General features: G+C 60.5%; 17 protein-coding genes and 1 pseudogene. 13 read left to right on the top strand and 5 right to left on the bottom strand.

What is annotated here, in order from left to right:
• Nucleotides 1-109: 109 nt before the first annotated feature.
• Together PKE98_RS20445 and PKE98_RS20450 are read right to left on the bottom strand one after the other, a co-directional pair.
• Nucleotides 110-580: a hypothetical protein gene (locus PKE98_RS20445; RefSeq protein ID WP_271197237.1), complete on the bottom strand. Its 471-nt coding sequence runs from the start codon at nt 578-580 to the stop codon at nt 110-112.
• Nucleotides 581-727: 147 nt separating this feature from the next.
• Nucleotides 728-1,279 carry a TetR/AcrR family transcriptional regulator gene (locus PKE98_RS20450; protein ID WP_271197238.1) on the bottom strand — a complete coding sequence of 184 codons (552 nt, stop codon included), beginning with the start codon at nt 1,277-1,279 and terminating at the stop codon, nt 728-730.
• A gap of 283 nt (nt 1,280-1,562) precedes the next feature.
• On the opposite strand from PKE98_RS20450, the gene PKE98_RS20455 reads away from it, so the two are divergent.
• Entirely contained in the window at nt 1,563-2,342 is a 780-nt protein-coding gene (locus PKE98_RS20455; RefSeq protein ID WP_271197239.1) for a bestrophin-like domain, read from the top strand.
• Nucleotides 2,343-2,352: 10 nt separating this feature from the next.
• Here the strand turns inward: PKE98_RS20455 and PKE98_RS20460 are convergent, their stop codons facing one another.
• On the bottom strand, nt 2,353-2,841 hold the full coding sequence (locus tag PKE98_RS20460) for a GFA family protein (RefSeq protein WP_271197241.1): 489 nt from the start codon (nt 2,839-2,841) through the stop codon (nt 2,353-2,355).
• Nucleotides 2,842-3,018: 177 nt separating this feature from the next.
• Here PKE98_RS20460 and PKE98_RS20465 point away from each other — a divergent pair, with 177 nt between their 5' ends.
• The 6 genes from PKE98_RS20465 (at nt 3,019) to PKE98_RS20490 (ending at nt 9,478) form a co-directional block, all read left to right on the top strand.
• Entirely contained in the window at nt 3,019-5,376 is a 2,358-nt protein-coding gene (locus PKE98_RS20465) for a DNA polymerase II (RefSeq protein ID WP_271197242.1), read from the top strand.
• A gap of 239 nt (nt 5,377-5,615) precedes the next feature.
• On the top strand, nt 5,616-6,269 hold the full coding sequence (locus PKE98_RS20470) for a hydrolase (protein WP_271197243.1): 654 nt from the start codon (nt 5,616-5,618) through the stop codon (nt 6,267-6,269).
• A 244-nt stretch (nt 6,270-6,513) separates the two neighbouring features.
• Entirely contained in the window at nt 6,514-6,792 is a 279-nt protein-coding gene (locus PKE98_RS20475; protein WP_271197244.1) for a hypothetical protein, read from the top strand.
• Between the two features lie 102 nt (nt 6,793-6,894).
• Nucleotides 6,895-7,803, top strand: a complete 909-nt coding sequence (locus PKE98_RS20480) for a LysR family transcriptional regulator (protein WP_271197245.1) — start codon at nt 6,895-6,897, stop codon at nt 7,801-7,803.
• Complete coding sequence (locus PKE98_RS20485) at nt 7,800-8,720, top strand: ABC transporter ATP-binding protein (RefSeq protein ID WP_271197246.1); 921 nt, start codon at nt 7,800-7,802, stop codon at nt 8,718-8,720. Before PKE98_RS20480 ends, PKE98_RS20485 begins: the two co-directional genes overlap by 4 nt.
• Nucleotides 8,717-9,478 carry an ABC transporter permease gene (locus PKE98_RS20490; RefSeq protein ID WP_271197247.1) on the top strand — a complete coding sequence of 254 codons (762 nt, stop codon included), beginning with the start codon at nt 8,717-8,719 and terminating at the stop codon, nt 9,476-9,478. The genes PKE98_RS20485 and PKE98_RS20490 overlap by 4 nt, the downstream gene beginning before the upstream one ends.
• Before the next feature lie 13 nt (nt 9,479-9,491).
• On the opposite strand, the gene PKE98_RS20495 is transcribed toward PKE98_RS20490, so the two are convergent.
• Nucleotides 9,492-9,764: a hypothetical protein gene (locus tag PKE98_RS20495; RefSeq protein ID WP_271197249.1), complete on the bottom strand. Its 273-nt coding sequence runs from the start codon at nt 9,762-9,764 to the stop codon at nt 9,492-9,494.
• Between the two features lie 12 nt (nt 9,765-9,776).
• Between PKE98_RS20495 and PKE98_RS27240 the strand changes: the two are divergent.
• The 6 genes and pseudogenes from PKE98_RS27240 to PKE98_RS20520 all read left to right on the top strand — a co-directional run.
• A pseudogene (locus tag PKE98_RS27240) lies at nt 9,777-10,106 on the top strand (PAS domain-containing protein); the annotation flags it as partial.
• 114 nt (nt 10,107-10,220) lie between these two features.
• On the top strand, nt 10,221-11,366 hold the full coding sequence (locus PKE98_RS20500; protein WP_373877894.1) for a methyl-accepting chemotaxis protein: 1,146 nt from the start codon (nt 10,221-10,223) through the stop codon (nt 11,364-11,366).
• 250 nt (nt 11,367-11,616) lie between these two features.
• A complete protein-coding gene (locus PKE98_RS20505; protein WP_271197251.1) occupies nt 11,617-12,534 on the top strand; it encodes a LysR family transcriptional regulator in 918 nt (305 codons plus the stop codon).
• A gap of 14 nt (nt 12,535-12,548) precedes the next feature.
• The gene (locus tag PKE98_RS20510) at nt 12,549-13,970 is read left to right on the top strand and encodes a mechanosensitive ion channel domain-containing protein (RefSeq protein WP_271197252.1); all 1,422 of its coding nucleotides are present in this window, start codon (nt 12,549-12,551) and stop codon (nt 13,968-13,970) included.
• A gap of 91 nt (nt 13,971-14,061) precedes the next feature.
• Complete coding sequence (locus tag PKE98_RS20515; protein WP_271197253.1) at nt 14,062-14,661, top strand: nucleotidyltransferase domain-containing protein; 600 nt, start codon at nt 14,062-14,064, stop codon at nt 14,659-14,661.
• The gene (locus PKE98_RS20520; RefSeq protein ID WP_271197254.1) at nt 14,651-15,073 is read left to right on the top strand and encodes a hypothetical protein; all 423 of its coding nucleotides are present in this window, start codon (nt 14,651-14,653) and stop codon (nt 15,071-15,073) included. Before PKE98_RS20515 ends, PKE98_RS20520 begins: the two co-directional genes overlap by 11 nt.
• Before the next feature lie 77 nt (nt 15,074-15,150).
• On the opposite strand, the gene PKE98_RS20525 is transcribed toward PKE98_RS20520, so the two are convergent.
• On the bottom strand, nt 15,151-16,167 hold the full coding sequence (locus PKE98_RS20525) for an alpha/beta hydrolase (protein ID WP_271197255.1): 1,017 nt from the start codon (nt 16,165-16,167) through the stop codon (nt 15,151-15,153).
• Nucleotides 16,168-16,299 lie beyond the last annotated feature (132 nt).

Consider the following 16,299-nt stretch of genomic DNA (forward strand, 5'->3'; position numbering starts at 1 on the left):
GCAAGCTGCTGCACATCGCCTATGGTGTACTCAAATCGGGACAACCCTTCGATGTGCAAAAGGCGCTTGCCCACTGATGGGCAAGACGGTATCTACCCACAGCAAACGCTCAAACGTAAACGCTGATCCCCGCCTTGCTCTGCAACCAGTCGCGGTAAGTTTCCAGCGAGTCGGTCTGCTGGTCGGCGTTAAAGCCGGCTACCGACACCGAGTCGCCCAGGCCCTTGTCGATCAACTTCTGCACCTGGGGGAGCAGGCTCGCCGCATCGTCGCGGCTCATGCTGGCCACATCCGGCAACTCAATGGCGCTGCTGGCGCTGAAGTTGGAGGTCGGCGACTGGCTGGCGCTGGTCTGCTCCACACCGGCCATGGCACTGAATAACCCACCACGCGACTGCGCCACGATGGCGGCAGCGTATTTACGCAGATCGCCGATCGGGTCCTGGCTTTGTTCCGTGCTGGTGTCTGTCGCCGTGCCGGCACTGGTGCCGGTGGCGGCCTTTGTGCTGTCGCTGGAATCGGACTTGGAGATGGAGCTGATATAGCTCAGCAGCGAGAGGTTGCTCGATACGCTGGTCATGGGGGCATTGCCATTGGCTGAGGGGTGTAGCACCGATTGCACATCACGGGCCAACTTCAGTGATGGCTCTATATCGGGGCTTTCAGCCGGCGTGTGCGTGTGTTGGCGGCGCCGCTTTGCCAAATGCGGCAAGCGCTTGCCGCCTCGTCAGGGCAGGCAGCCGAGCAGCAAGGTCTGCGCGTGCGCTTCATCCACCGGCTCGGGGGTGAACAGCAGCCGGTAGACCACCGGCGCCACGAAGCGGTCCATTACCAGGCGGGCAGAGGGGACCTTTTCCCCACGGGCCACGGCGCGGTCGAGCATGATCTGGATAAGGCTTTCGGTGTAGGCATAGCACTGGCAGGGCGAGTCGTTTTCGCCGCTGCCGAGCACATCGCGGATCATCGCCTGGCCGGGCCCCGAGGCCGTTTCCTCGCGGTATTGTTCGCCCCAGGCCAGCAGATCACCGCGCAGGCTGCCGGTGTCCAGTGGCTCGGCGTCCGGGCGCAGACGCTCAACCGCTACGTCGGCCAACAGCGCCGTCAAGTCGCCCCAGCGCCGGTAGATGGTCGAAGGGGTTACGCCCGCTTGCGCGGCAATCAGCGGCACTGTGACCTCATCGCGGTCGCGCTCGGCCAGCAGGGCTTGCACGGCCTGGTGTACAGACTGTTGCACACGGGCGCTGCGCCCGCCCGGGCGAAGGGTTTCTCTGATGGCCATAATCGCCTTAGCTCAACGTACTTGGTTGGGTGGGTCGGAAGTTTTAGCACCGTAAAGGCTAAACATTAGCTTTAGAAGCCTCGAGATGATAGCCGCTTCAGCAACGATCCGTTCCGCGGATTGTTGGCGCAGCGCAGCGCACTCAGCCAGGGCCGGTCTGAGCGCCGATTTCTCTCGGCAGGTTGGCCGTTAGCCGACGCGATGCTGGGCCGTAGGGGATTTCGCAGCCAGGTGCTGTACAGCAGGCTAGCGCCGCTCAATAGGTGCGCGGAATAACCCTGCCATGCAGCTCTACCTTCTCAGTTTTCCCCTTTGGATATTGTTTGTTGTGCTGGTGCTGGGCGGTGCGCTGCTGGCTGCGGGAGCTTCCTGGCTGGCAGGCCGGCATCTGAGGTGCCAGCCCGATGAAAACGATGTAGGCGTGGCAATTTTCCAGATGGTGGGGGCAATTTTCAGTATCACCCTGGCCTTCACTATTTCGGCGGTATACGAAGAATTCGAGAACGCACGTAACAACGTTTCCCAGGAGTCCAACGCCATCGTCACGCTCTTGCGCCTCTCAAAAGAGTTGCCGGAGCCGCAAAGCTCGACGCTACAAGCGGCTCTGCATACCTATACCCAGCAGGTGGTGGAACGTGAATGGCCACTGATGATGAATGGCCAGCCCAGCGACGAGGTCAGCAAGGCGCTTCACCAGCTGTGGAATTTGCAGCGCGACCTGCCTGAAAACAACCATACCCAGCAGGTACTGGAGCAACGGGTGTACGAGAACCTGCAAAACCTGACCGGCCACCGTCGTATCCGCATATTCGATAGCCGCGAGCAGCTAGCCCCGATGATGTGGGGGCTGCTGCTGGGTGGGGGCTTTATTACCGTGGCGTTTGCGATATCGCTGCGCACGGGTAACAACCGCAGTCAGGCGCTGATGGTCGGTTCCCTGGCCGCTGCAATCTGTTTTTGTCTGCTGCTAGTGATGGCCCTGGACAGCCCGTTCAGCGGTAGCCTGCAGGTCACGCCAGACGCTTTCGACGAGGCCTTGAAGCTGTTTCAGGACGACCTCTGAAGCCACCGTTTCAGCATTCCAACCCCAATCGCTGGTGCCACTGGGCAATGGATTCCTGTGGATAACCTTCGAACGTCTTGTCACCTTTGCGCTTATCCATCTCTACCCAGCTGGCCTTGGAATCAAGCAACAGGTGGGTGTGCTCAGGTGGCACTGGCAACTCGCTGTCAATGGCGCTGGCAAACGGGTGAATCAACTCCGGCCACTCCGGGCTATACAGCCACAGGGCGCTGCCACACTGGCTGCAAAAATGCCGTTCGGCGCTGCTGGTATGGGCGCGAGCGCCGCCAGCCGCTTTGATTTTGGCGTGGTAGATGTTGATGTGCTTGCGCCCGCGTACTTTCATGCTGCGTGCGTCGCCGCTGAGGTTGATGGCATAGCCGCCGCCACCTTGGGTTTTGCGGCAAATGGAGCAGTAACAGCGCTGATAAGGGTACGGATGGGCGCTGGTGAGGCTGAAGGCGACGGCGCCGCAGTGGCAGGAACCTTTGAGCTGCATGGGCAATTCTCCTGGAAGGGCTGCAAGGTGCTTTCCGTTTTCTAGACCGCCTAAGGGCTAGTTTGGCCAATACGTCGGTCGGATAACCTCTCATGTGTGAGTAGTTGCCGAGGAAAATCTGTCTGCTATCTGTATATCGATACAGTAGAATCGCCCCATCTTCCTCAAGGCGTTTCCATGGCAGAGCAACCCCTACAGCAGGGCTTTTTATTGTCGCGGCATTGGCGCGACACCCCGGCGGGCACTCAGGTGAGTTTCTGGCTGGCCACCGATGAGGGGCCGCGTCTGCTGCGCTTGCCGTTACAGACTTCGGTGGCCTTTGTGCCCGCCGAACAGCGCTTGCGCGTGGAAGGCATGCTCGGCAAAGAAAAGGACGTGGAACTGCGCGAGCTCGAGCTGCAGGATTTCCACCACCGCCCGGTGCTGGGTCTGTACACCCGCCAGCATCGTCAATTGATGAACATCGACAAGCTGCTGCGCAGTGTCGGCGTGGACGTGTATGAGGCCGATGTGCGGCCGCCCGAGCGCTATCTGATGGAGCGCTTTATCACCGCACCGGTGCTGTTCTCCGGCACCCCGGATGGGCAAGGCGGTTTCGATGACGCCCAATTGAAACCTGCGCCCGATTACCGTCCGCAGCTCAGGCTGTGCTCGCTGGATATCGAAACCACCCGCCATGGCGAGCTGTATTCCATTGCCGTTGAAGGCTGCGGCCAGCGCCAGGTGTATATGCTCGGCCCGGCCAACGCCGATGACAGCCAGGTGGTTTTCGACCTGGAGTATTGCGCCTCCCGCGCTCAGCTATTGGAGCGCCTGAACACCTGGCTGGCCACCCACGACCCGGACGCCATCATTGGCTGGAACCTGGTGCAGTTCGACCTGCGGGTGTTGCTTGAGCACTCGCAAAAACTGCAAGTGCCGCTACGCCTGGGCCGCGATGGCGAGGCCATGGGCTGGCGTGAACATGGCAGCCGCAACAATCATTTTTTTGCCGAGGCCGCCGGCCGGTTGATCATCGACGGCATCGAAGCGTTGCGTTCGGCAACCTGGAGTTTTCCTTCGTTCAGCCTGGAAAATGTGGCGCAAACTTTGCTCGGCGAGGGCAAGGATATTTCCACGCCTTACCAGCGCATGGACGAAATCGACCGCATGTTCGCCGAGGACAAGCCCGCCCTGGCGCGCTACAACCTCAAGGACTGCGAACTGGTCACACGCATCTTCGCCAAGACCGAGCTGCTGAGCTTTTTGCTGGAGCGTGCCAGCGTCACCGGGTTGCCGGCTGACCGCAGTGGCGGCTCGGTGGCGGCCTTCACCCATTTGTATATGCCGCTGATGCACCGTCAGGGCTTCGTGGCGCCTAACCTCGGCGAAAAACCGCCCGAGGCCAGCCCCGGTGGTTTTGTCATGAACTCGCAACCGGGGCTGTATGAGTCGGTGCTGGTGCTGGATTACAAGAGCCTGTACCCCTCGATCATTCGCAGCTTTCTCATCGACCCGGTGGGCTTGGTGCAAGGGCTGCGCGAGCCTGATGAACGTGCCAGCGTCGAGGGCTTTCGTGGGGCGCGCTTTTCCCGCGAGCGGCATTGTTTGCCGGCCATTGTTTCGCGCGTCGCCGAGGGGCGCGAGCAGGCCAAGCGCGAGGGCAACAAGCCGCTGTCGCAGGCGCTGAAAATCATCATGAACGCCTTCTACGGTGTACTGGGTTCCAGTGGTTGCCGGTTCTTCGATCCGCGCCTGGCCTCGTCCATCACCCTGCGTGGCCACCAGATCATGCATAAAACCCGCGAGCTGATCGAGGCTCAGGGCCATACCGTGATCTATGGCGACACCGACTCCACCTTCGTCTGGCTTGGGCGCGAGCACGGTGAAGACGAGGCCGGCGTTATCGGCCGGGGGCTGGTGCAAATGGTCAACGACTTCTGGCGTGAACACCTGCAACGCGAGTTCGGGCTGACCAGCGCGCTGGAGTTGCAGTACGAAACCCACTTCCGCCGCTTTCTGATGCCGACCATCCGTGGTGCGGAGGAGGGCAGCAAGAAGCGCTACGCGGGGTTGATGGGCGAGCAGATGGTCTATAAGGGCCTCGAAAGCGTGCGTACCGACTGGTCGCCGTTGGCTCAGCAGTTCCAACAGGAACTGTATTCGCGCATTTTTCGCCGCCAGCCCTATCAGGCTTATGTGCGCGACTACGTGGCGGCCACCTTGGCCGGCGAGCACGACGATTTACTGGTGTACCGCAAACGCCTGCGCCGCCCGTTGGCCGACTACGAACGCAATGTGCCGCCGCATGTGCGGGCGGCGCGGCTGGCCGATGAATACAACGCTGAGCAGGGGCGGCCCCGGCAATACCAACGCGGTGGCTGGATCAGCTACCTGATCACGCTGGCAGGTCCTCAGCCGCTGGAAGCCATCACCTCGCCCATCGACTACGACCACTACCTCACCCGCCAACTGCAGCCGGTGGCGGATGCGATTCTGCCCTTTGTCGACGACGACTTCGGCACCTTGGTGGGCGGCCAGCTGGATTTGTTCTAACGCAAATCCGTGGGGCGAATATCTGTGCAACGGATATCCGCCACGCTTCATCTGGTTGTCATTTTCTACGCACAAATCGTCCATCCAGGCCCTTTGCATTTGTGCAAAGTGGCCGTGCAACCCTGTCTATTCCGCGCTTTTCAGCAACGGGTCATCATGGCTCCACGGTTTGCAAACAAACCAACGACTGCAAATAAACCCGTTACTCACACCATTAAAACTGAAAAGGAAATTTACCCATGGCAATCGCAAAAGCAGCTCCAGCCAAGACCCTCCTGAACCACGACGATCACACCCTGATCATGATCGATCACCAGTCGCAGATGTCTTTTGCCACCAAGTCGATTGATGCAGTAACCCTGCGCAACAACGCCGCGCTGGTAGCCAACGCAGCTCGTGAATTCAAGGTGTCCACCATCCTTACCACGGTTGCCGCCAAAAGCTTTTCCGGGCCGATCTTCGATGAAATCAAGTCGGCATTTCCCGACCACACCATCATCGACCGCACCAGCATGAACACCTGGGAAGACGAGCGCATTGCGGTAGAAGTGAACGCTGCCGGCAAACAGAAAATCGTCCTGGCCGGCCTCTGGACATCGGTGTGCATCGTTGGCCCGGCACTGTCGGCACTGGACCAGGGCTTTGAGGTGTACTTCATCGCCGACGCCTGTGGCGACGTATCGGTGGAAGCCCATGAAATGGCGATTCAACGCATGATCCAACTGGGCGCCCGCCCCATGACCTCGCTGCAATACCTGCTCGAACTGCAACGCGACTGGGCCCGTGGCGAGACCTACGACGAAACCGTGAAAAACTCCATCGCCTACGGTGGTGCTTACGGCCTGGGCTTGATCTATGCCAAGACCATGTTCAACGCGTCTGAAGGGCATTGATGGAAGGGTAAGCGCACCCCGCCAGTGTTAAACCCACTGGCGGGGATTTTTGTATTTCCACCGTCTTCCTCGCGAAGGCGGGCACCCAAAGCGTTGGATGTTTCGCGACGTTTGGCCGGCCGCCAGATTCTGGATTGCGGCCTGCGCCGCAATGACGGTGAACTGTGCTCTGTCGTTTTACCTGAACTATAGGCTGCCTGTGCCCTCAACCGAACGAGAGCCACAGCGCCAAAAGGACAGGATCATGAAACTGCTATTAAGCATTACCGCCGCCGCTACCCTGCTTGCCGCCGGTTCCACCTGGGCCAGCTGTACGCCCGAAGAAGCCGAGCAGAAGGCCCAGCAACTGGCGGCCAAAGTGCATCAGCTCACCGAACAGAATCCGCAGAAAGCCAAAGAGATCAACGACGAAATCGAGGACATGAACCTCAAGACCAAGTCTGCCGACAAGGCCAGCCACTGCGATATCTACGATAAACGCATGAAAGAACTGGAAACTGCCAAAGACAAAGCCGAGAACTGATCTCGGCCTTTGCATTTGTGCACAGGCCCTTTGCAGCCCTGTCTATTCTCAGACACGGCCAACCGGCAGATGATTGCTCCCACACCACAGGGAGCAACAGCCATGAACCGAATCGACCTTCGCCGCGTAGACCTCAATCTGCTGATCGTTTTCGAAATGATGATGATCGAGCGCAATGTCAGCCGCGCGGCGGAGCGTCTTTTTCTCGGTCAGCCGGCGGTCAGTGCTGCGCTGGGCCGGCTGCGTACCCTGTATAACGACCCCCTTTTCGTGCGTGTCGGCCGCAGCATGGAGCCCACACCGCGCGCCATCGAGCTGGAAACCCTGCTTCGCCCAGCCCTCGACACCATTTCCTCGGCCATAGGGCAGAGCGTTGAATTCGACCCCTGCACCAGCCGTGAAGTATTCCGCATCGGCCTGAGCGATGACGTCGAGCTTGGGCTGTTGCCGCAGCTGATGCGCGTACTCAGTGTGGAAGCGCCCCATGTAACGCTTGTGGTGCGCCGCACCCATTACCTGTCGATCTGCAATCAGCTGTCGGCGGGCGAGGTGTCACTGGGCATTTGCTATGTGGGCGACCTGCCTGCCAACGCTAAATGCAAAACCCTGCGCCGCAGCCGTTCGGTGATGGTGCGCGGCGATGCCGGCACCACGCCGATCACCATGGACGAGTATTGCGAGCGCCCCCATGCCCTGGTGACCTTCGCCGGTGACCTCAGTGGCTTTATCGATGAAGAGCTGGCCAAGCGCGGGCGCAAACGTCAGGTGAAACTGGCGGTGCCGCAGTTCTACGGCTTGAGCCAGTTGCTGCCCGGCACGCAAATGGTGGCCACGGTGCCGGATTATGCCGCCGCCGCGCTGACGTCCAACGGAGGGTTGCGCGTAGACGAACTGCCCTTCGAGGCGCCGGTTTATGATCTGTCCATGGCCTGGGGAGCGACCCAGGATATGGACCCTGCGCAACGCTGGTTGCGCAGCAAAATTACTGAATGCCTGGGTGATGCTGCATGAGTAACGCTATATCCCTGCGGGGATTGGAAAAAACCTACGCCAATGGCCATCAGGCCTTGCGCGGAATTGATCTGGATATCAAACACGGCGAAATCTTCGCCCTGCTGGGCCCCAATGGTGCCGGCAAATCCACCCTCATTGGCGCGGTCTGCGGGCTTGTAAAAGCCACGGGCGGCAGCATTCATATCGATGGCCATGAGCTGCCGCGCCAGTACCGCGAAGCGCGCGCCAAGGTTGGGCTGGTGCCGCAGGAAATGGTCAATGAAGGCTTTGAAAGCGTGTTGTCCAGCGTGCGCTTCAGCCGTGGCCTGTTCGGCAAACCGCCGGCGCCGAAGTTGCTGGAGCAAATCCTTCGCGACCTCTCACTGTGGAACAAACGCGATGACGCCACCATGACGTTGTCCGGCGGTATGCGTCGCCGGGTAATGATTGCCAAGGCCCTGGCCCATGAGCCGCAGGTGCTGTTTCTCGATGAGCCCACGGCGGGTGTCGATGTGGAACTGCGACGCGATATGTGGGCAATGGTGCGTCGCCTGCGCGACCGGGGCGTGACCATCGTGCTTACCACCCATTACCTGGAAGAGGCCGAAGAAATGGCTGACCGCGTGGGCGTCATCAGCGATGGCCGCCTGTTGCTGGTGGAAAACAAAACCGACCTGATGGCCCGCCTGGGGCGTCGTCAATTGCGCCTGCAATTGCAGCAGCCGCTTACCCAATTGCCCGCCGACCTGGCCGGCTTTCCCGTGGAGCTGGTGGACCAGGGCCGCGAGCTGGTGCTGGATGTGGCCCGCGATAACCAGGGCATTGCCGACTTCCTGCGGCGCCTGGCCGCCAACGATATCGACTTCAAAGACCTGCACACATCCGAAAGCTCCCTTGAGGATATCTTTGTGGAACTGCTGAGAAAGCCTGCATGAATTTCTATTCCATCCACGCCATCTTCCGTTTTGAAATGGCCCGCTCGGTGCGCACCCTGATGCAGAGCCTGGCGGCGCCGGTGTTGGCAACAGCGCTGTATTTCGTGGTGTTCGGTTCGGCCATCGGTTCGCGCATGGCCGAAATTGGCAGCATCCCTTACGGCAGCTTTATCGTGCCGGGCCTGACCCTGCTGGCGGTGCTCACCCAGAGCGTTTCCAACGCGGCGTTCGGCATTTACATGCCGCGCTACTCCGGGGCTATTTACGAAATTCTGTCGGCACCCTTGTCGCCCACCGAGATCGTGTTCGGCTATGTCGGCGCGGCAGTGGTCAAGTCGATGGTGCTGGCCGCTGCCATTCTGATTACTGCACGGGTGTTTGTGCCGTATGAAGTGGCGCATCCCTTCTGGGCGTTTTTCATTCTGCTGCTGTGCGCGGTGTCGTTCAGCATGCTCGGCTTTATCGTCGGCCTGTGCGTGGACGGCTGGGACAAGCTGGAAGTGGTGCCATCCCTGGTGATTACCCCGCTGACCTTTCTGGGTGGCAGCTTCTACTCCCTGAATATGCTGCCGCCGACCTGGCAGACCATCAGCCTGTTCAACCCGGTGGTGTACCTGGTAGACGCGTTTCGCTGGGCGTTTTTCGATGTCACCGAATTCAACCCCATGGTGGATGTCGCGTTTCTGCTCGGCTTTTTGCTGGTGTGCATCGTGATCGTTGGGCAGATATTCCGCACCGGTTACCGCTTGCAGCACTGATCTAAGCGCTGTCCTACTGCATCGCCTGAATCGTCTGACTTGCATCAACAAGCACCACCTGAACCGCGTGATACATAGCGCGCCACGTATTCAGGTTGGTGCTTCTCACCATGTGTTCGGCCCGGGTTTTCCCTAGCGAGCGCACGCTCGCTCCTTGTAACTGCCAACCACTGGCCAGGGAGGCCCGCACCCCTAACGCCGTGATGGTCTGCTCTTTTGAGCGGGCCAACACGGCGTTTTTTATTGCCCGCAGTTTGTCGGGCTTGCAGCGTTTTTCTTTCGCCACCGAGGTCTTCCCATGAAAATAAATCTGCCGGTCAGTGGCTGCGAAGTGGAGGTGGGCGCCAACGCCAGCATCTTGTCTACCACCGACCCCAAGGGCCGCATTACCTACGTCAACCCGGCCTTTATCCAGATCAGCGGGTTTGCCGAGCACGAGCTGCTGGGCAGCAGCCATAACATCGTGCGCCACCCGGATATGCCGCCGGCTGCGTTCGAACATATGTGGGCCACGTTGAAGAGCGGGCGCTCGTGGATGGGGATGGTGAAAAACCGCTGCAAAAATGGCGACCACTATTGGGTGAGCGCCTATGCCACGCCGGTACTGCGCAATGGCGCGGTAGTGGAGTATCAATCGGTTCGCAGCGAACCGTTGCCGCAGTGGAAGGCGGCGGCTGAGGACCTGTATCGGCAACTGGAAGCCGGCAAACAGCCTCGCGCGCTACGCCGGTCGGTGTTGTCAGTGCGCCAGCGGCTCAGCCTGACGGGCGCCGCCACCTGCACCGCGGGCTTTGCCTTGTTGGCGGCGAGCGGCGCACTGCCCTGGCTGACGGCAGCTGGTTCTGCCGGTGTGCTGAGCCTGGCGTTGTACCTGACCCTGCGCATGGGCCTGGCGCCATTGGACCGCCTGGCAAAGCGAGCCAGCAACCTGGCGGAGAATCCGCTGAGCCAGGTGCTGTACACCGGCCGGCAGGACCAGTTCGGCCAGATCGATTTCGCCCTGCATATGCTCAGTGCCGAACACCGCGCCGTGGTGGCGCGTATTTCCGATTCCGCCCGGCGCCTGCATAAGGAAGCCAGTGACCTGGTGGCCGCCGTGGCGTGTAGCAACACCGCTACGCTCCAGCACCAGGACGAAACCGCGCAGGTGGCCAGCGCCATCAGCGAAATGGCCAGCTGTGTGCAAGACGTGGCGCGCAGTGCGCAGCTCACGGCCAGTGCCGCCAGCGTGGCCGATCAGGAGGCCGCCAGCGGGCTCAGCCTGGTGGAACGCACCCGGCGGCATATCGTCAGCCTGGCTGAAGAAGTGCAGCAGGCCGACGGCGCCATTCACCAACTGCAACGCCACAGCCAGGAAATCGACCAGGTACTGGCGGTCATCCAGGGCATTGCTGAGCAGACCAATCTGCTGGCCTTGAATGCTGCCATCGAAGCCGCCCGTGCTGGTGATGCCGGGCGTGGGTTCGCCGTGGTGGCCGATCAGGTGCGGGCACTGGCGTCCAGCACTCAGCAGTCCACGGCGCATATCAAAGGCACCATCGACACCCTGCGCGCGGCGACTGAACGCGCGGTGGCGGCCATGCAGAGCAGCCACGTCGAGGCGAAAATCAGCGTCGAGCAAATGGTGCTGGCCGCACGGGCGCTCAGCGACATCAACCAGCGCGTGGGGGAAATCAGCGATATGAACGTGCATATCGCCGCTGCCGTGGAGGAGCAAAGTGCGGTGGGCGACAGCATTCAACGCAACCTCGATGGCATTAACCTGGCGACGCATAACAACGTGCAGGCCAGCCACCGCAGCCATACGGCGGCCGGGCATGTGGCGGGGCTGGCCGAGCACCTGCAGTTGTTGGCTGAGCAGTTTATGGGGCGGGCGCGTAGCGATTAAAAACCAAGTCTTACTTTGTGACTCCATCTTCCCCGCCAAGGCGGGGAGCCAGACTCCCGGCAAAGACTCAATTGTGTGTACGACGCAACATTCTGGATCCCCGCCTGCGCGGGGATGACGGTGGCGCACAGTCCACACAATCCCCGCAAATTCCTTTCCCAGGTGAGCACCAGAATTCTATGCTTGTGCGCTAACCGGCGGTGACGATGAGGGTTTGTCTGTCACCTCGACCTGAGGATAAGGAGCGCCTGTGGATTCCAATGCCGCGAATTTCGACTGGAATGACATTCCGCTGCTGCTGGCCCTGGCCCGTGAAGGCAGCATGAGTGCCGCCGGGCGCACGCTGGGTATCGACCCCTCGACCATGAGCCGGCGCCTGGCGGCGGCCGAAGCAGCCTTGCAGCGTCGACTGTTTATCCGCGACAACGCCGGCTACCACCCCACCGAAGCCGGCACGGTGTTTCTCAACTATGCCGAGCGGGTGCTCGGCGATGTGAAAAGCATGCTGGTGGACACCTGCAGCGAAGCCGACGGCGTGGCCGGCCCGGTGCGCATTACCTCCATCGACTTTCTCTTCAGCCACTGGCTGGTCGACCATATGCCCGCCTTGATGGAGTGCCACCCGCAGCTGCAGCTGCAATTGCTGGTGGCCAATCAGGCGCTGTCGTTCACCCGCCGCGAGGCGGACTTCGCGTTGCGCCTGGCCCGCCCGCAAGACGATGCCGCGCTGGTGATGCGCAAGGTCGGCGATCTGGGCTTTGCCGTGTATGGCGCCGAGCGCTATGCCGACATTCCCCGTGATCTGTGGTGCGACCAGCCTTGGTTGGCTTACGGCGAAGAGTTAGCGGAAATGGCCGAGATGCGCTGGCTGCGGGACATCGCCCCACTGGCGCATTACCCGCTGCGGGTCAGTAGCGTAAGCACCTTGGTCAATGCCTGCGAAACGGGTTTGGGCCTGGCGTTGCTGCCCTGTTTGCTCGGAGATCGCATCGGTCTACGTCGCTTGAGTGAGGATGTGGAAGTGCACCGTGAGGTATGGTTGCTCAGCCACCGCGATGCCGGGCGCATCGGCCGCTTTCAGGCGGTCGGCAACTGGTTGAAAGAGATTTTCGAAAACGATGCCGTGCGCCTGCGCGGCGAGTGCCGCAAGCCCACACCACCGCTGTAACCACAGGACGTCCCATGCTCGAGCTGATCAACAGTCACCTGCTGCTTATCGCCACGGCCTTGTTGCTGGTGGATATCGCTGCCTGGCGCCTGTTGCCGGCCGACGCCAAGCTCTGGCGCGTGGTGCTGCGGGTGGTGTTTTTTCTCACCTACAGCGTGGTGATTGTTGAAGCAGGCCTGAGCCCGTTGCTGCCGCCGCCCTGGTCATCACCCGCGTTGAATATGCTGGGCTCGATTCTGGGCATTGCCTGGTGGTTGCTGCTCGCCCGCACCGCCACGGTGGTGATGGGCGTGGTGCTGATGCCACGCAGCGGCCACACCGGGCGGCTGTTGCAGGACGTACTGGGTGCGCTGATTTTTCTGCTGGCCGCCGTCGCGGCAGCTGCCTATGTGATGCAACTGCCGGTGAAAGGCTTGCTGGCCACATCCGGCGTGGTTGCCATCGTCGTCGGTCTGGCCCTGCAGAGCACCCTGAGCGATGTGTTCTCCGGCATTGTGCTGAACACCACCAAACCTTACCGGCTGGATGACTGGATCAGCATCGACGGGGTCGAAGGCCAGGTGACTGAAATTGACTGGCGGGCTACCTACCTGCGCACCGCTCAGGGCAGCACGGTGGTGATTCCCAACTCGGTGGCGGCCAAGGCCAAGGTCATCAACTTCAACCGCGCCGCCAACACCCAGGGCGTGTCCATCAGCATCAGCGTGCCGGCCGCCGTGCGTCCGCGGGTGGTGATCGAAGCCCTGGAAAAAACCCTGCAAGGCGTCAGTGCCCTGTTACCCAAGCCGCCGGGCAAGGTCTCGATCAAAGGCTCCGATCTGGAGGCGGTGGAATACGAAGCCAGCGGCTTTATCGCCACCGGCCAGAACAGCGCCGAAGTGCGCAACCTGATGTTCGACCTCGCCCACCGCCTGCTCGAAGCGGCCGGTGTGCAGCGCAGTGGCGAAGCGCCGCGCAGCCGGATGCGCAGCGTATTGGACGACGTGAAGATTTTCCGCTCCCTGAGTAGCGAACAGAAGGACGAGCTCAGTCAGAACATGCTCGCCCAGCGTTATATCGCCGGGCAGGTGGTGTTGGAGTTCGACGAGGTCGCCGAGCACCTTATGGTGATAGGCACCGGTGTGGTGTCGGCCGCCGTGCACAACGCCCAGGGCGAATTTGTCGAAGCCGGGCGCATGGGCCCTGGGGAAGTTCTTGGCGAAGAAGGCATCACCAGCGGTGTACCGTCCCACGGGCGCTTTACCACCTTAAGCTCGGCAGTGATTTACCTCATCGACAAAGAGCATATCCAGCACTGCTTGCAAGAGAGCACAGAAGTCTCCAACGCCCTTAAGAAACTGCATGCGTTCCGTACCACTGCCTCCGAGTCGTTGCTGCTGCAGAAGCCGGCAGAGGTGAAGAAGGGCAAGTTTTTGAGTTGGTTGCAGCGCACATGATGGCATCCGCGCGCCGCAGTTGATTGCTTCGTGGTTGATCGGTCCCAAAAAAGGACCTATCGTTCCCTTTTTGGGACCGATTGAGGGCGTCATGTCTATTTCTCTGAGCGAAGCGCTTTTCTCTGCAACTCAGCAGAAGGTTCTGGGCTTGCTGTATGGAAAGCCGGACCAGACGTTCTACACCAACGAGATCGCGCGCTGGGCACAGGTGGGCAAAGGCAGCCTTATGCGTGAGCTGGAGCGCTTGCACAGTGCGGGAATACTGACGCTTAGCCGTCAAGGCAACCAGACGCACTACCAGGCCAACGCGCAATGTCCTATTTACGCTGAGCTTCTGGGAATCGTGCGCAAGACGTTTGGCGTCGCCGAGCAATTGCGTGTAGCGCTGGCACCCTTTGCGGAGCAGGTACAGTGGGCGTTCGTGTATGGCTCCATCGCCAAAGGCAGTGACCATGCAGGTAGTGACATTGACCTTATGTTGATCGGCGAGCACCTCAGCTACAGCGATGTCATGGCGCGTCTGCTTCCCGTGGAAGAACAACTCGGGCGCACCATCAATCCCATGCTCCATACCCTTGCCGAGTGGCAGAGCAAGAAAGCCGTCGGCAACGCGTTTGTCATTCGGGTAGAGCAGCAGGAAAAAATCGATCTGCTAGGTTGCAACCCGGAGGAGGAGCGGGGTGGGAAGTAATGACAATCTGGAGAACCTGGTGCGCAGTGGCGGGCTGAAAGTGGAGCCTGTGGATCGCAGAGAATGTGAAGGACTGGTGCGCTCGGCAGCGCACCGATTGCACGATGCGCATAACAGCGCGCTGTCTTTCGCCAGTCGCTTTGACCTTGCCTATAACGCTGCTCATGCCCTGGCCCTGACGGCAATGCGGCTGCAGGGTTATCGCTCTGATCGCCGCTATCTGGTGTTCGAGTGTCTGGCTCACACGTTAGACATGAGCAGAGGCCAGGTGCGTTTATTCGCGCTCTGCCATAGCCGAAGAAATCTGGCCGAGTACGAGGGTTACATGGACGTCGATGAGGCTCTTTTGGATGAGTTGGTTGCAGCCACTGATGCGTTGCTCGAACGAATTCACGGCGTGATCAAGGGTTAACAAATACCGGTCGCTTTCCAATAAAAAAAGCCGCCAGCGCATACTACGCTGGCGGCTTTTTGTTGCGCCTCTTGGGCTTATTGCAGGTGTTTTTTCAGTTCGCTACCGGCTTGCAGCATTGCCGATTTGGCACCGCTGATATGGGCCAGCGGGTTGAGCAAACCGAAGTCGTGGATCATGCCGTTGTAGCGCGTGGTGGTGACTTCCACGCCGGCGGCATCGAGCTTGCGACCATAGGCTTCGCCTTCGTCACGCAGCACGTCGAATTCGGCGGTCTGGATCAGGGTAGGCGGCAGGCCTTTGAGTTGCTCCAGGCTGGCCCGCAGCGGCGAGGCGTGGATATCGGCACGTTCGGTGGCCGACGTGGTGTAGTTGTCCCAGAACCATTTCATCAACGGCTTGGTCAGGAAGTGACCCTGCGCAAACTGGTTGTAGGAACCGGTCTCCAGATTGGCGTCGGTCACCGGCCACAGCAGGGCCTGGAAGCGCAGTTTCGGCGTGCCTTTCTCTTTGGCCATCAGCGCCACAGCTGCCGTCATATTGCCGCCGACGCTGTTGCCGGCGACCGCCAGACGCGCCCCATCAACGTTGATTTCCTTACCGTGCTCAGCCACCCATTTGGTTGCCGCATACGCCTGGTTGATGGCGGTGGGGTAGTGGGCTTCAGGGGATGGCGTGTAATCGACATACACCGCCACGGCGCCGGAATTGACCACCAGGTCGTGGATCAGGCGAGCGTGGGTTGGGTAGTCGCCCAGCACCCAGCCGCCACCGTGGAAGAACATGAACACCGGCAGGGTACCGGTGGCGCCGGCCGGGCGAACGATGGTCAGCTTGATGCTCTGGCCGTCAGCGTTGATGACTTTGTCTTGTACCTGGGTATCAGAGAAATCGAACTTCACCGAAGCCTGGGCGCCTGTCAGTACAGCGCGGGCATCTTTGGGCGTCATCTGCTCAAGTGGTTTGCCACCACCGGCTTCCAGGGCCTGCAAAAAGGCTTGGGTGTCTTGTTCCACGCCCGGGCTACCTGCGGCGAAGGCGGCGTTAAAGGACAGGGTCATAGCGGCAGCGATCAGCGTTTTTTGCAGTTTCATGGTGAAGCTCCTTGAAGGTTTGAATGACTGAATTAGGTGTGCATCAGGTTTGGTCTGCGCTGTGTGTCAGACCGTGAGCAAATGATGGCGTGGGGCACGCAACGGCGGAATAGACAGGGCTGCACGGCCACT

Origin of the sequence: Pseudomonas turukhanskensis, from assembly GCF_027922365.1 — a bacterium.
Taxonomy (GTDB): domain Bacteria; phylum Pseudomonadota; class Gammaproteobacteria; order Pseudomonadales; family Pseudomonadaceae; genus Aquipseudomonas; species Aquipseudomonas turukhanskensis.

Excerpts from the sequence above, each read along its gene's own strand:
- PKE98_RS20465 (WP_271197242.1), top strand. The coding sequence starts at position 3,019 with ATGGCAGAGCAACCCCTACAGCAGGGCTTTTTATTGTCGCGGCATTGG.
- PKE98_RS20475 (WP_271197244.1), top strand. The coding sequence starts at position 6,514 with ATGAAACTGCTATTAAGCATTACCGCCGCCGCTACCCTGCTTGCCGCC.
- PKE98_RS20490 (WP_271197247.1), top strand. The coding sequence starts at position 8,717 with ATGAATTTCTATTCCATCCACGCCATCTTCCGTTTTGAAATGGCCCGC.
- PKE98_RS20455 (WP_271197239.1), top strand. The coding sequence starts at position 1,563 with ATGCAGCTCTACCTTCTCAGTTTTCCCCTTTGGATATTGTTTGTTGTG.
- PKE98_RS20485 (WP_271197246.1), top strand. The coding sequence starts at position 7,800 with ATGAGTAACGCTATATCCCTGCGGGGATTGGAAAAAACCTACGCCAAT.
- PKE98_RS20510 (WP_271197252.1), top strand. The coding sequence starts at position 12,549 with ATGCTCGAGCTGATCAACAGTCACCTGCTGCTTATCGCCACGGCCTTG.
- PKE98_RS20460 (WP_271197241.1), bottom strand. The coding sequence starts at position 2,841 with ATGCAGCTCAAAGGTTCCTGCCACTGCGGCGCCGTCGCCTTCAGCCTC.
- PKE98_RS20450 (WP_271197238.1), bottom strand. The coding sequence starts at position 1,279 with ATGGCCATCAGAGAAACCCTTCGCCCGGGCGGGCGCAGCGCCCGTGTG.
- PKE98_RS20515 (WP_271197253.1), top strand. The coding sequence starts at position 14,062 with ATGTCTATTTCTCTGAGCGAAGCGCTTTTCTCTGCAACTCAGCAGAAG.
- PKE98_RS20445 (WP_271197237.1), bottom strand. The coding sequence starts at position 580 with ATGACCAGCGTATCGAGCAACCTCTCGCTGCTGAGCTATATCAGCTCC.
- PKE98_RS20480 (WP_271197245.1), top strand. The coding sequence starts at position 6,895 with ATGAACCGAATCGACCTTCGCCGCGTAGACCTCAATCTGCTGATCGTT.
- PKE98_RS20470 (WP_271197243.1), top strand. The coding sequence starts at position 5,616 with ATGGCAATCGCAAAAGCAGCTCCAGCCAAGACCCTCCTGAACCACGAC.
- PKE98_RS20525 (WP_271197255.1), bottom strand. The coding sequence starts at position 16,167 with ATGAAACTGCAAAAAACGCTGATCGCTGCCGCTATGACCCTGTCCTTT.